10 protein-coding genes are annotated in these 13,685 nt (G+C 72.8%); all 10 read left to right on the top strand.

Features of this window, described 5'->3' with window-relative positions:
* Nucleotides 1-33: 33 nt before the first annotated feature.
* The 10 genes from R2E43_RS37775 (at nucleotide 34) to R2E43_RS37730 (ending at nucleotide 13,558) form a co-directional block, all read left to right on the top strand.
* On the top strand, nucleotides 34-810 hold the full coding sequence (locus R2E43_RS37775; RefSeq protein ID WP_030862246.1) for an alpha/beta fold hydrolase: 777 nt from the start codon (nucleotides 34-36) through the stop codon (nucleotides 808-810).
* 193 nt (nucleotides 811-1,003) lie between these two features.
* Complete coding sequence (lanA, locus tag R2E43_RS37770) at nucleotides 1,004-1,165, top strand: SCO0268 family class II lanthipeptide (RefSeq protein ID WP_003978597.1); 162 nt, start codon at nucleotides 1,004-1,006, stop codon at nucleotides 1,163-1,165.
* A gap of 83 nt (nucleotides 1,166-1,248) precedes the next feature.
* Entirely contained in the window at nucleotides 1,249-4,410 is a 3,162-nt protein-coding gene (locus R2E43_RS37765; RefSeq protein WP_030862248.1) for a lantibiotic dehydratase, read from the top strand.
* Nucleotides 4,407-5,807 (top strand): lanthionine synthetase C family protein, encoded by a 1,401-nt coding sequence (locus tag R2E43_RS37760; RefSeq protein WP_011026975.1) that lies wholly within the window; start codon nucleotides 4,407-4,409, stop codon nucleotides 5,805-5,807. The genes R2E43_RS37765 and R2E43_RS37760 overlap by 4 nt, the downstream gene beginning before the upstream one ends.
* Nucleotides 5,808-6,088: 281 nt before the next feature.
* Entirely contained in the window at nucleotides 6,089-7,042 is a 954-nt protein-coding gene (locus R2E43_RS37755; RefSeq protein WP_016325044.1) for a carbohydrate ABC transporter permease, read from the top strand.
* Between the two features lie 10 nt (nucleotides 7,043-7,052).
* The gene (locus R2E43_RS37750) at nucleotides 7,053-7,943 is read left to right on the top strand and encodes a carbohydrate ABC transporter permease (protein ID WP_003978593.1); all 891 of its coding nucleotides are present in this window, start codon (nucleotides 7,053-7,055) and stop codon (nucleotides 7,941-7,943) included.
* Between the two features lie 64 nt (nucleotides 7,944-8,007).
* Nucleotides 8,008-9,357, top strand: a complete 1,350-nt coding sequence (locus R2E43_RS37745) for an ABC transporter substrate-binding protein (protein ID WP_030862253.1) — start codon at nucleotides 8,008-8,010, stop codon at nucleotides 9,355-9,357.
* Nucleotides 9,358-9,483: 126 nt separating this feature from the next.
* On the top strand, nucleotides 9,484-10,983 hold the full coding sequence (locus R2E43_RS37740) for a glycoside hydrolase family 36 protein (protein ID WP_319216742.1): 1,500 nt from the start codon (nucleotides 9,484-9,486) through the stop codon (nucleotides 10,981-10,983).
* Nucleotides 10,984-11,075: 92 nt separating this feature from the next.
* A complete protein-coding gene (locus R2E43_RS37735; RefSeq protein WP_011026980.1) occupies nucleotides 11,076-12,233 on the top strand; it encodes an ROK family transcriptional regulator in 1,158 nt (385 codons plus the stop codon).
* Nucleotides 12,234-12,304: 71 nt separating this feature from the next.
* Nucleotides 12,305-13,558, top strand: coding sequence for a Gfo/Idh/MocA family protein (locus tag R2E43_RS37730; protein ID WP_011026981.1), 1,254 nt, complete (start codon nucleotides 12,305-12,307; stop codon nucleotides 13,556-13,558).
* Nucleotides 13,559-13,685 lie beyond the last annotated feature (127 nt).

Below are 13,685 nucleotides of genomic sequence, written 5' to 3'. Positions count from 1 at the left end.
AGCCGCCCCGGGCATCGAACGAGAAGAGCCATCATGAGCACCACGCAGCACACGCTTGTGCCCGTTTACGACCATCGGACCGGGACCGGGCCGACCCTTGTGTTCCTTCACTACTGGGGTGGTTCCGCCCGCACCTGGGACCTCGTCGTCGACCGCCTGCCGGGCCGTGCCGTGGCCGCGGTCGACTTCCGCGGGTGGGGCCGGTCGAGGGCGCTCCCCGGCCCCTACACGCTCGGTCGGTTCGCCGACGACACGCTCGCCGTACTCGCGGACGCGGGCATCACCGACTACGTGCTGGTGGGACATTCGATGGGGGGTAAGGTCGCCCAGCTGGTGGCGGCCACCCGGCCCGCGGGGCTGCGCGCAATCGTTCTCGTCGGCTCCGGACCCGCGAAGCCCGCCGCCCGGGTCACTCCCGAGTACCGGGAAGCCCTGTCCCACGCCTACGACTCCGCCGAGTCCGTGGCCGGGGCACGGGACCACGTCCTCACGGCGACCGAGCTGCCCGCCGCGCTCAAGGCGCGGATCGTGACCGATTCACGGAACGTCACCGACGCCGCCCGCATCGAGTGGCCCCTGCGCGGCATCGCGCAGGACATCACCGAGCACACCCGCCGGATCGACGTGCCCGCTCTCGTGGTCGCCGGAGAACACGACCAGGTGGAACCGGCCGGTGTACTCCGCGACAACCTGGTGCCCTACCTCGCCCGAGCCGACTTCGTGGTGGTCCCCCGCACCGGGCACCTGATCCCGCTGGAGGCTCCGGCCGACCTGGCCGACGCCGTCACCGCGTTCGCCACGGCGGTCTGACCGTCCCCGCGGCTCCGGGCGGGCTGGGCGCGGGGCCCGTTGCGCCCCATATCCCCGCGAGCGGCCGACACTTGATCAATGGCTCGTTTTCGTCTACCGACTGTCAGTGGCGTGGGCAATGGTTGCGCATGTCCGGGCCCCGACCGGGGCCCTGCGTTTCGAGTCCGTGCACCCCAACACCCAAGGGAGAAGCATGCGTACCGAGATCGTTCTGTCCCACGAAGCCCCCGAGCTCGACCTCGACCTGGACCTGCGCGTCTCCGATCTCCCGGAGCAGGCCGCGTCGTTCGGCGAGGGCACCTTCACGTCGCCGAGCAGCTACGCGATCGGCACGCGCTGCCCCATCTGCTGCTGACGGACCGAGGCCCCCTCGGGGCTCTTCCGAGCGGGGCGGCCCGAGTCCGCCCCGCTTTCCGTACGACGGCGAGGAGCACACACGTGGCGGCGGAGTCCGAAGCCCACCGGGCAGCAGCGGTCTTCGAGGTACGGGAGCCCGTACTGGTCCGGATGGCGAGCCGGCCGCGGGGAGCCGCTCCGGCCACGGTCGACGCGGCCGAGCCGGTCTCCGGAGCGCGGCAGCTCGCCGCCGATCCCCTGCTCGGCCAGGCGGTCCGGGTCGCCAGCGGCTCGCTGGCCCACAGCCTGGCCCGTCTGACCACTGACGAGGGCGCCTCCGCCCTGGGGCGCAAGCGGACCCTGAGCGCCGCGCGGACCCTGACCCGGTACGCCCGCCGCGCCGGAGCGCGCCCCACCCCGTTCGGCCTGTTCGCGGGTGTCGGCACGGCCCGGTTCGGTTCCGTGGCCAAGGCCGGGCCGGGGACCGGTGAGGTCGCGGTCCGGCTCGACGGGGCGTGGCTGCGCCGACGGGTACTGGCCTGGCTCGAGGAGCCGTCCGTCCGCCGGCGCGTGGACGTCGTACTCAACGACCTGTGTTTCGTGCGGGACGGGCGGCTGTATCTGCGTACCGGTGCGCAAGAGCAGTCGGTGCGCGACAACGCGCTGGTCGGCGCCGTGCGCGAGCGGGCGCGGAATCCGGTGCCGTACGCGGACCTCCTCGTGTCGCTGGCGGAACGCTTCCCGGCGCTGGACACCGAGCGGCTCGACGGTCAGCTGGCCGGTCTCCTGCAACACGGCTTCCTGCTCACCTCGATCACCCCGCACCGCATCGACGTCGCGCTGCTCGACGGCATCGAGGCGGTCCTGGACGGGGCGCTTCCCGACGACGCGCGGGCGCTGCGGGACGTACGGGCGGCCTGCGCCCGGCATCAGCAGGATCCTCCGGGGATGGGCGGCGACTCCTGGCAGGACGCCCTGGACGCGGTCCGCCGACTCGACGTCCCCGGAACGGGCGACGACACGCACGCCCGGCCGCCTCTGCACGTGGATCTGCACGTGCCCGGGGAGTTCGTCGTCCCCGAGGCGGTCGGCCGGGAGGTGTGCCGGTACGCGGCCGCGATCTGGGCGATCACCCCGCAGTGGACGACGCTGGCGTACATGCGGGACTACCGCGAGCATTTCATCGAGCGCTACGGCACCGCCTGTGCCGTGCCGTTGGGCGAGCTGGTCGACCCGCACCGCGGACTCGGCCTGCCCTCCGAGTACGGCGCGGAGCCGGTGTACGCGCGCGGCGGCCCCGGCGACGAGGCGGACGGGCCCAGGCGCGCGATGATCGGCGAGCTGTTGCAGGAGGCCGTCCTGTCCGGCGGTGACCTGGTGCTGACCGACGAGGTCGTAGGGCGTCTCGGCGAGGTCGCCGGGCACGATCCCGCAGCCGCGCCGCCGCGCAGCCTCGAACTCTGCTTCCAGGTGCTCTCCGAGAGCACCGCGGCGCTGGACCGCGGTGAGTTCCGGCTGCTCGGCAGCCCGCACATCGGCGCCTGGACCGCGGGCGCCACCGCGGGGCGGTTCGCGGCGGCGGCCGGCCTCACCGACGAACTCGCCCGGCTGGCCGCCGAGAGCACCGACGACACGGTGATCACGGCGCAGGTCGAGCTGATGCCCCACGAGCCGCGCGGGCTCAACATCGTCCAAGTGCCCCGGCTGCTGCCGTACCGCATCCCCGTCGGCGTACCCGACGACCGGCGCGACCCCCGCTGTCTGGACTGGCGCTCGCTGCTCGTCGCCGCCGGCTCCGACGGACTGCGGCTGCTGAATCCGCGGAGCGGCCGTCCGGTCCGTCCCGTGCTGCCGCACATGCTGGCCCTGGACACGCAGGCGCCGCCGGTGGCCCGGTTCCTCATGGATCTCGCGACCGCCCGGCCCCGCGTGTGGTCGGGCTGGAACTGGGCGGGGCACGACGCGCTGCCGTATCTGCCGCGGGTCCGGTACGGGCGGGTGGTGGCCGTGCCCGGGCGCTGGCTGCCGGGCCGACGGCTGCGCGACGCGGCCCGGGCACAGGGCGCCGGGGCATGGGAGCAGGGCCTCGACGCCTGGCGACGGCGGCTGGCCGTACCGGACCGGCTGCAGATCGCGCGCAACGACCAGATGTACCCCGTCGACCTGCGTGAGCGTTGGGACCGGGACCTGTTGCGTGCCGAACTGACGGCCGCACAGCCTCGGTTCGTCCTCTACGAGGATCTGACGGCGGACGGCGCCGGGCTCGGCTGGAACGGCGGGCACAGCACGGAGATCGTGGTGCCCCTCGCGGCGGCGCGACGGGCCACCGGGCGCACGGCGCCGGGGCGCGCCGAGCCGGCGCGGGGACGGACCGTCCCGCCCGTGCGGCCCGTTCCCGTCCGGCCTGCTCCGGTCCGGATCCATCTGCCGGGCGAGGACTGGCTGTTCGTCAAGTGGTACGCCGAACCGTCGGCCCACGACGCTCTGCTCACCGAGCATCTGCCCGCCCTGCTCTCCGAGGTGGAGGACGAGGTCGACCGCTGGTTCTTCCTGCGCTACCTGGACCCCGAGCCGCATCTGCGACTGCGGTTCCACGGCGACCCCGGGGCGCTGAACGGTCGGGTGCTGCCCGCGATCAGCCGGGTGACTCGGGCCCTCGTCGAGAGCGGGGCCCTGCGGACGATGGCCCTCGACACGTACCGGCCCGAGAGCGACCGGTACGGGGGTGAGGCCGTGCAGGAGGCCGCCGAGCGCTTCTTCCGCACCGACAGCCTGTCGGCGCTCGTGCAGTTGCGCGCGCTGCGGGGCCCCGCGCGGGCGCTCCCCGGTGCCGTGCTCGCCGGGCTCGGGCACGCGGTGCTGCTGGAATCCCTCGGGGACTGGGACTGGTGCGGCTGGGTCGACCGGATGTTCACGAAGACCGTGGAGCACGAGGTCTACCAGCGGCACCGGGCCGTCGCCGACCGGCTGATCGGGCCGGGCCGCGCGGTGTCGTCGGCCGCGGCGGCACTCGGGGCGCCGTCCCTCGGCGCGCTGTGGTCCGAGTCGCCCGAGCCGCGCGCCTACGGGGAGTTGATCCTGTCCGCCCCGGAGGCCGACCGCGACGAGGCCCTCCTGTCGCTGCTGCACATGCGGCACAACCGCCTCTTCGGCATCGACCGGGCGGCCGAGGCGCGGGGGTACGCGGTGCTGCGTGGCGCGGTACGCACCCATGCCGGCCGCCGGCGGCACGAGAGCGGGAGCGGGATCGGGAGCGGACGATGAGCGGCACCACCGAGGGCGGGTCACCGGAGCACACGATGGACGGGTTCAGCGGGAGCGGGACGCGCGAGGCCCCGGCCGGCGAGTCCCCTCGGGCCCTCCGGGAACGGGCCGGAGCCGTCTCCGCCGAGATCCTGGACCGGCTCGCCGACCCCGCCGCCACGGTGGCGGCCACGCGCATCCCCGCCCAGGCGGCGGACGACGGGGTGGCCGAGCCGATCTGGGCCGAGCTCACCCTCGGCAGCGGCAGCCCCGGGCTGGCGCTGGCGTTCGCGGGCGCCTCCCGGGACGCGGCGCGGCAGGTGCCGCGCGCCCACGCGTATCTCACGGCGGGAACCCGCGCCGTCTCGGGGCGGCCCGGCACCGCGGGCGGGGTCTTCAAGGGGCCGGGGGCCCTGGCGTTCGCCGTGCTGCTCGCCCACCGCACCACCGGGGGCTACGTCTCCGCGCTCCAGCGCTTCGACGCCTACCAGCGCGACCTCGTGCGGACCGTCCTGCCGCCCGTGGAGGACCGGCCGCTGCCCACCATCGGTCACTACGAGGTGGTCCGTGGTCTGACCGGCGTGGGCCGCTATCTGCTGGCCCGCGCGGAGAGCTGCGAGGAGCCGCTGACGGCGGTGCTCGACTACCTCGTGCGCCTGTCGCTCGGCACCGTGGAGCACCAAGGCGCGGACGTGCCGCGCTGGTGGGCCCTGGACGCGCCCAGGATCGGCTCCGAGGCGGCGTTCCCCGGCGGCCATCTCAACCTGGGCCTCTCGCACGGCGTCGCCGGGCCGCTCGCCCTGCTGGCCCTGGCCTGGGAGCAGGGTGTGCGGGTGCCGCGGCAGCGGGAGGCCATGGAGGCGACGGCCGCGCTGCTGCGGACCTGGGCGGTCGCGGACCGGTACGGCCTCTTCTGGCCCGGCTACCTCTCCTTCGCGCAGTGGCAACGGGGGCCCGCCGCCTACGACGGCACCGCGAAGTGGCCGGCCTGGTGCTACGGGGCTCCCGGAGTTTCCCGCGCCCTGCAACTGGCCGGACGGGCGCTCGGCCGGGCGGACTTCTCCGACCTCGCCCGCGCCTCGGTGGAGCGGCTGCTGGTCCTCCCCCGGCCGGCCTGGGGCATCGACGACCACGCACTGTGCCACGGTTGGGCCGGGGCGCTGCACCAGCTCGGCCGGCTCAACGAGGGGTGGCAGGACTCGCGGCTGGCCGAACTGCGGGACGGCATCGCCGCCGACCTCGTCTCCGCCTTCGACCCTGAACTGCCGTTCGGACTGCGCTTCACGATGACGAAGGTGCCGTTCGGCTCCGACGTCTCCGGCTACCTCGACGGGGCCGCCGGTGTCGCGCTCGCCCTGGACTCGTACGCGGCGGCCGGCACACCGGCCGACTGGGACATGCCGTTGCTGCTGGCCTGACCCGCGGGGCCGGAGACGATCACGTGACCGCCCGTTCACGGCGATCCGGGCTGCCCTCGGCGTTGCGGAAGGCAGCCGTCTTCCGCGTCGCGGTCTGAGAGTGCGCATGGGCTCAGCCTCCGGGAACGGATGGGGAGTCAGCCGCCCGACGGTGCCTGGCCTGCCGACCCGCCTCGTCGTTATGCGACAGCATTGACAAAGTTTCGCTCTTGCTCATCAATATGTTGTCCACGGTGCCCCACTGGCAAGAGGTGCGGCGCGAATCCCTTCGGAGGGGAACCATGGGCGCACACACGGCGGTGGCGCCACCGCATCCAGGTGCCGGTACGTCGCCGGGCGGGGCCTCGGCGCCGCGCCGGACTCGCCGGCCCCGCGACGACCGGAAGGCGGCGTGGCTGTTCCTGGCGCCGGCCCTGCTCGGCTTCGCGCTCTTCTACGCGTATCCGACCGTGCGGGGCATCTACTACTCGCTCACCGACTACAGCCTCATCGCCACGCCCGACTTCGTCGGCGGGGACAACTACAGCCGGCTGATCGGCGACGAGCAGTTCTGGAACGCACTGCAGGTCACCGGCTACTACGTCCTGGTGAACATCGTGTCGCAGACCCTGCTGGCACTGGTCCTGGCGACGCTGATGCACCGTCTGACCCGATCGGTGGCACTGCGGGCGATGCTGCTGGTCCCCTGGCTGGTACCCAACGTGACCGTGGGCCTGCTGTGGATGTGGCTGCTCGACACCAACCTCGGCCTGGTCAACCATGTACTGAACGCCATGGGCATGGGCACCACGGGCTTCTTCACCTCCCCCGACTGGGCGATGCCGAGCGTGGCCGCGGTCAACACCTGGGCCTACACCGGCTACACGGCGCTGCTGCTCTACGCCGGCATGCTTCAGGTCCCGCAGTACCTCTACGAGAGCGCCTCGCTGGACGGGGCCGGTGAGTGGCGGATGTTCACGAGGATCACGCTGCCGCTGCTGCGGCCGGTGCTCTCGCTGGTGCTGGTGGTGTCGCTCATCGGCTCGTTCCAGATCTTCGACACGATCGCCGTGACCACCAAGGGCGGGCCGGTCAGCGCCACCCGGGTCATCTACTACTACATCTACGAACAGGCCTTCACCAACTTCCACATGGGCTACGCCTCCGCCGTGGCCGTGGTGCTCGCGCTCATCCTCGGCGTACTGACGGCCGTACAGATGCGCCTGCTGCGCGCTTCCCGCTCGGACCTGGCCTGAGGAGCAGACCATGACACGCATCAGGACCAGAGTCTCCCCCGGCCGGATCGCCGCGTGGGCCCTGCTCGTCGTCGCGCTGTTCGCGACCGTCTTCCCCTTCTACTGGATGGTCCGCACCGCGCTGACCCCGGCGGCCGACCTGTACACCGATTCCACCGGGCTGGTCCCGGACCACCCCACGATGATCAACTTCCTGCGGGTGCTGGGACTGACCAGCCAGGAGGAAGCCGTGGCGGCCGGGGGCTCCGGCGCGCAGGTCGACTTCCTGCGGTACCTGCTCAACTCGGTGGTCTACAGCGGGCTGATCGCCGTGCTGCAGACGCTGTTCTGCGCGATGGCCGGCTACGCCTTCGCCCGGCTGCGCTTCCCCGGCCGAGACCTGGTCTTCGGGGTGCTGATCGCCGCGCTGATGGTGCCCCCGATCTTCACCGTGCTGCCCAACTTCGTGCTGGTGAAGGACCTGGGCTGGCTGAACACCTTCGTCGGCATGGTCGCGCCGAGCGTGCTGATGACGCCGTTCGCGGTCTTCTTCCTGCGGCAGTTCTTCCTGTCGGTCCCCCGCGAGGTGGAGGAGGCCGCGATCCTGGACGGCGTGGGTCCCTGGGGGATCTTCTGGCGGGTGGTGATGCCCATGACCCGGGGCCCGCTGCTCACCGTCGGACTCACCACCACGGTGTGGGCCTGGAAGGACTACCTGTGGCCGCTGCTGTCCGGCCGGGACGAGGAGACGCGGGTACTCACCGTCGCCCTCGGCATCTTCCAGCAGCAGTCGCCCAACACCCAGCCCGACTGGACCGGACTGATGGCGGGGTCCGCCCTCTCCGTGCTGCCCGTGCTCGTCCTCCTGATCCTCCTCGGCCGCCGGCTCGTCGAGTCCCTGAACTTCACCGGCATGAAGTGACCCGCCCCCGCGGAGCCACCGCCCGCCCCCACCGATCCCGTACGAGCCAGGAAGGCCCCTCGCGATGAGACCCCGACACCTGCGCGCCGGCGCGGCCCTGCTGTGTCTGACTGCCCTCACCACTCTCGTCTCCTGCGGCAGCTCCGACGAGGCGGGCGACGGGCGGACCACCGTCGACTACTGGCTGTGGGACGACCTCCAGCTCCCCGCCTACCAGGAGTGCGCGACCGCCTTCGAGAAGGCCAACCCGGACATCGCGGTCAGGATCACGCAGACCGCGTGGAACCAGTACTGGCAGAACCTCACCACGCAACTGGTCTCCGGCGAGGCGCCCGACGTGTGGACCAACCAGGCCACCTACTATCCGCAGTTCGCCGCCGGCAACCAGCTCCTGGACCTCCAGCCCTACGTGGAGCGGGACGGGCTCGACGTCTCCGCCTACCAGGCGGGCCTCGCCGACACCTGGGTGAAGGACGACAAGCGCTACGGCCTGCCCAAGGACTGGGACACCATGGCCGTCGTCTACAACACCGACATGCTGAAGAGGCAGGGCGTGGACCTCGCCGCCCTGAACGACCTGACGTGGAACCCGGCGGACGGCGGCACCCTGGAGCAGGTGATCGCCAGGGCCACGGTGGACAGCGAGGGCCGCAACGGTCTCGACCCCGCCTTCGACAAGGACCACGTGGAGGTCTACGGCTTCCTGCCCGAATGGGCCGACGGCGCCCAGGGCCAGAACGGCTGGGGCAACTTCGCCGCCGCCAACGGGTTCGAGTACCTCGACAAGAACCCCTGGGGCACGCACTACAAGTTCGACGACCCCAGACTCGCCGAGACCGTCTCGTGGTTCCGGCACCTGATCGACAAGGGCTACGCGCCCCGCCTCGACCAGCAGTCGAGCGTGGCCAGGACCGAACTGCTCATCGCCGGGAAGGGCGCCATGTCGCTCGCGGGCTCCTTCACCGTCTCCAGCTTCACCGGGCCCAAGGTCAAGCAGGACTTCGGGTTCGCGGCGATGCCGGTCGGCCCGGCCGGCCGCAAGAGCGCCCTCAACGGCCTCGCGGACTCCGTCTGGGCCGGCACGGACCACAAGGAGGAGGCGTGGAAGTGGGTCAAGTACCTCGCGTCGGCCGACTGCCAGGACCGGGTCGCCGCGCACGGTGTCGTCTTTCCCGCGCTGAAGAGTTCCACCGAGAAGGCCCTCGCCGCACACGAGGCCGACGGTGACGACGTGCGCGCCTTCACCGACGCCGTCGGGACGAAGGGCGTCACCTTCCAGCTTCCCGTCACCGAGCACGGCACCGAGATCAGTCCTCTCGTGCAGGACGCCATCCAGTCGGCGATCCTCGGCCAGGAGGACGCCGCCGATGCCCTGGAGTCGGTCAACGGCAAGGTGAACGGCCTCTTCGACTAGGGGGTGCCCACCGCGTACGCGCAGGCCTCCCCGTACCGCACGCACCCCTGTCCCTGTCCGCACCGCGGAGTCCATCCGTACCGCAAGCCCCACCCGTACCGCAGGTACCGCAACGCAAGGAGACCCATGGCCCAGCTCGTAGAACTCGGCGGGCGCACCCTCGCCGTCGAGCTCGCAGGCGACGCGCCGCCCCGAGCCGTGGAAGGCGGTCTGCTGCTGCCACCCGGCCGGACGGCCGTGCTCCACGGTCTCGGGGACGCGCTCTTCTACCGCCACGGCCACAACTCGTGGAGCCCGTGCGGCTGGCGCCGGCTCTCCGAGGCGCCGCTGCGGATCGAGAGCGCCGAACGCCGTCTGACCGCCGACGACACCGTGTGGGACGATCCCGCCCGCCACCACTCGTCGGCCGTCGCCGCCCTGGAGGGGCCGGACGGGCGGGTGCTGCTGCTCGGCGCGCTCGGCCTCGACGTCCCCCGCCTGACCGCCGACCGGGACACCCTCACCGGGTGGTGCGAGCGCGACGGAGCGCCCTGGTTCCTCGCCCTCGGCAGCGAGGAGGAGGTGTTCGCCGCCTACGCGCGGCACCTCGGCGACCGGCTCGGGCGCAGCGACAAGCGGGCGGGCAACGTGTGGTGCAGCTGGTACGCGTACTACGAGAGCATCACCGAGGAGCAGCTCACCAAGGACGTCACGGCGCTGCGCGGCCTGCCCTTCGACGTCGTCCAGGTCGACGACGGCTGGGAGCGGGCGGTGGGCGACTGGGAGGCCAACGACAAGTTCCCGTCCGGGATGCGGGCGCTGGCCGACCGGATCACGGACGCCGGGCTGCGGCCCGGACTGTGGATCGCCCCGTTCATCGTCCTGCCCGGCTCCCGTACCGCCCGGCAGCGGCCGGAGCTGCTGCTGCGCGACGGGCGCGGCGAGCCGGTGGTCGCCGGGCACAACTGGGGCGTCGGCTACTGGACGCTCGACCTCACGCTGCCCGCGGCGCAGGAGCACCTGCGCGAGACGATCCGCCGGGTCGTCCGGGAGTGGGGGTTCACCTACCTCAAGCTCGACTTCGTCGGCGCCGGCGCCGTGCCCGGAGTGCGTTTCGCCGACGTGGGCCGCGAGGAGGCCTACCGCACCGGCCTCTCGATCGTCCGGGAGGCGGCGGGCCCGGACGCCTACCTCCTCGGCAGCGGCGCCCCGCTGCTGCCCTCGCTGGGGCTGGTCGACGCCATCCGCAGCGGCCCCGACGTCGCGCCGATGTGGGAGCACTACGCCACCCGGGACCCGTCCGACGCGCTGGCCCGCAACGCCGTCGTCAACACGGTGCACCGGTTGTGGCAGTCACCGCTGCTGGAGGTCGACCCGGACGTCGTGTACTTCCGCAGCCGCCTGAACCTGCTGACCGAGCAGCAGCAGGGGCTGCTGCGCGACCTGGCCGACGTGTGCGGTTTCCGGGCCGTATCCGACCCGCCGGGATGGCTGCTCCCGGAGGAACTGAAGGCGATGGAGGCGTACTTGACCGGCCGCCCGGAGGTGCGCCGGCTCGGGCGCTACCGCTTCGCGCTCGACGGCCGGGAGGTGGACTTCGGCGCGGCCGTGACCCCCGGCGACGAGCAGCGCTATCCCCTCGCCTGACCTCGTACCCGCACGCGGCCACCGCCACGAATTAGTAAACTCTTCAGCAATATTCGGCGGTGGCCACCGCAACGCCTCCAGGGAGCACCAACATGGCGACGACCGGAACGGACATGTCCCGGATGCGTGAGATGAACCAGCTGTCCATCGTGGGAGCACTGCGCGGCAACCCGCCCTCCACGGTCACCGAGCTGGCGTCCCGCTCCGGCCTGTCCCGTCCCGCGGTGGACGTGCTGGTGCAGTCCCTGGTCGCCGACGGCTGGGCGGAGGTGGAGGAGCCGGGGGCCAGCAGTGTGGTGGGGCGTCCCGCGCGCCGGTACCGGTTCAGGGCCACCGCCGGGCACGTGCTGGGCATCGACATCGGCGTGCACAAGATCCTCGTGATCCTCAGCGATCTGGAGGGGAACCTGGTGCGCACGGTGCGCCACCCGGCCGCCCCGGAGGCGGCGCCCGCCGAGCGGCTGGCGGCGGTGGACCGGGTCGTCGACGAGGTGCTGGCGAGCGCGGGCATGGCCGCGGGCGACATCTGGGCCGTGACCGTCGGGGTGACCGGTCCGGTCGACCGCAGCGGCCGGACCTCGCTGTCCAGCCCGCTGCCCGGCTGGAGCGAGGCCGACCCGGCCGCCCACCTCGGCACCCGGTTCTCCTGCCCCGTACAGGTGGAGAACGACTGCAAGCTGGCCGCCGTCGCCGAACGGTGGCGGGGCGTCGCGCAGGACGCCGACGACATCGTGTACCTCCTCGCCGGTCTGCGCACCGGCGCCGGTCTCATCCTCGACGGCACCCTGCGCCGGGGCCACGGCGGCGCCGCGGGAGAGATCGGCGCGCTCAAGGCCGTACGGTGGCTCACCGCGCCCGACCACCTGCAGTCCTGCCCCGGGATGCCGGCGACCGCCGCGGAGGGCGAGGCGGCGGCCTGGGTCTTCCAGGCCGCCCGGGACGGCGACCGGGACGCCCGGACGGCCGTCCGGCGCTACACCCGCGACCTCGCGGTGGGGGTGGCCGCCCTGGTCCTCGCCCTGGACCCGCAGGTCGTCGTCTACGGCGGCGGGTTCTCCCGGTCCGCCGACGTGGTCCTCGGTCCCCTGCACCGCGAGCTGACCAAGCACTGTCTGCGGATGCCGGAGCTGCGCGCCTCCACGCTCGGCGACGAGAGCGTGGCGCTGGGGGCGGTGCGGCTGGCCCTGGACGAGGTCGACAGCCGGCTGCTGAGCGACGGTCTGGCGGCGCCGACCGCACCCCGGCGGTAACGACAGGGCCGGGCACGCACCCGGCGCTCGTACGCAACACCAACACCCGACAGGAACGAAGGGACAGCCCAGTGAGCACCCGTGACCAGATACCGGACCGGCACCTGCGCGTCGGCGTCGTCGGCGTCGGACAGCGCGCGGACATGGCCGCGCTGGTGAACCGTTCCGGCGCTGCCCGGATCGTGTCCTGCGCCGACCCGGACCCGCGGGGCCGGGAGGACGCCAGGCGTCTGTTCGGCGCGGACGTCGTGGTGCACGACCGGTACGAGCGGATGCTCGACGACGAGCTGGACGCCGTGTTCGTCCTCACCCCCGACCACCTGCACACCGAACCCGCGCTGTGCTTCCTCGCGGCGGGCGTGGCGGTGTTCGTGGAGAAGCCGCTGACCATCACGGTCGCCGACTGCGACGCGCTGCTCATGGCGGCGTTCCGCTCCCGCACCCGGCTCTACGTGGGCCACAACCTGCGTCACCTTCCCGTGCTGCGCCGGATGCGCGAGCTGATCGACGACGGCGCGGTCGGCCGCGTCCGCGCGGTGTGGTGCCGCCACTTCGTCGGCCACGGCGGGGACTTCTACTTCAAGGACTGGCACGCGCAGCGGGCGAACACCACCGGTCTGCTGCTGCAGAAGGGCGCCCACGACCTCGACGTCGTCCACTGGCTCGCCGGGGGCTTCTCCCGCAACGTGGTCGCCCAGGGTGCGCTGGCCGTCTATGGCGACAACCCGCGCCGGGCCACGCAGGAGACGGTGCCGCCCGGTCAGCGCATGCCCGACTGGTTCGACCCGGAGGTCTGGCCGCCGTCCGCCCTGCGCGACCTCAACCCCGTCGTCGACGTCGAGGACATCAGCATGATGCTGGCCCGCCTGGACAACGGCGTCCTCGCCAGCTACCAGCAGTGCCACTTCACGCCCGACTACTGGCGCAACTACACCGTCATCGGCGACGAGGGCCGCCTGGAGAACTTCGGCGACGGCATCGACGGCGATGCCGCACGGGTCGACGTGTGGAACCGGCGCCGCTCCGGCTACCGTGCCGACGCCGACCTCTCCGTTCCGGTCGTGGCGTCCGACGAGGAGACGCACGGCGGCGCGGACCGGGCGCTCGTCGAGGAGTTCCTGCGCTTCGCCGCCGCCGGAGGCCCGACCGAGACCTCACCCGTGGCCGCCCGCGAGGCGGTCGCCGCCGCGGTCGCCGCCACGACCTCGCTGCGCTCCGGCAGTACACCGGTCGACGTTCCCCCGCTCGACCCGGCGATCGTCCGCCACTTCGCGGAGCACCAGCCCGCCGAGGGGGCCGACGGGAGCGGTCCGCAGCCCCGGTGACAGTGGCGGCGGGATCTGGCCCACCGACCGCCGGTCGGTCGCGTCCGCGCCACTGCGTCGCCTCCTGGCCGACCGGCCGGCCGAGTGCTCGGCGCGGAACTGCGCCGACGGCTGAAGAGCGAGCTGC

It is taken from the genome of Streptomyces violaceoruber, assembly GCF_033406955.1.
Lineage (GTDB): Bacteria > Actinomycetota > Actinomycetes > Streptomycetales > Streptomycetaceae > Streptomyces > Streptomyces violaceoruber.
The sequence above is the reverse complement of the archived record's forward strand: the minus strand, read 5'-3'. Positions and strand labels throughout refer to the sequence as shown.